The 241-nt window shown below is 55.6% G+C and carries 1 protein-coding gene; it reads left to right on the top strand.

Going from position 1 to position 241, the window contains the following annotated elements; genetic code table 11:
• Nucleotides 1-241 (top strand): FAD-dependent oxidoreductase (locus EOD29_RS34570; RefSeq protein WP_127248906.1); only part of this gene is annotated, 241 nt, incomplete at both ends.

Here is a 241-nt window from a genome sequence, read left to right as displayed (position 1 = left end):
GCTCGAGAAGGGCTGGCTCGGCGGCGGCAACACCGGGCGCAATACCACCATCATCCGTTCGAACTATCTCTATGAAGAGAGCATGCACATTTACGAGCATTCGATGAAGCTCTGGGAAGGGCTTTCACAGGAGCTCAACTACAATGTGATGTATTCGCCGCGCGGCGTGATGATGCTCTCGCACAATATTCACGACCAGCAGTCGTTCAAGCGACACATCCACGCCAACCGGCTCTACGGC

It is taken from the genome of Mesorhizobium sp. M1A.T.Ca.IN.004.03.1.1 (assembly GCF_003997555.1).
Taxonomy (GTDB): domain Bacteria; phylum Pseudomonadota; class Alphaproteobacteria; order Rhizobiales; family Rhizobiaceae; genus Mesorhizobium.
Note: the sequence above shows the minus strand (reverse complement) of the source record. Positions and strands in the feature narration are given on the sequence as shown.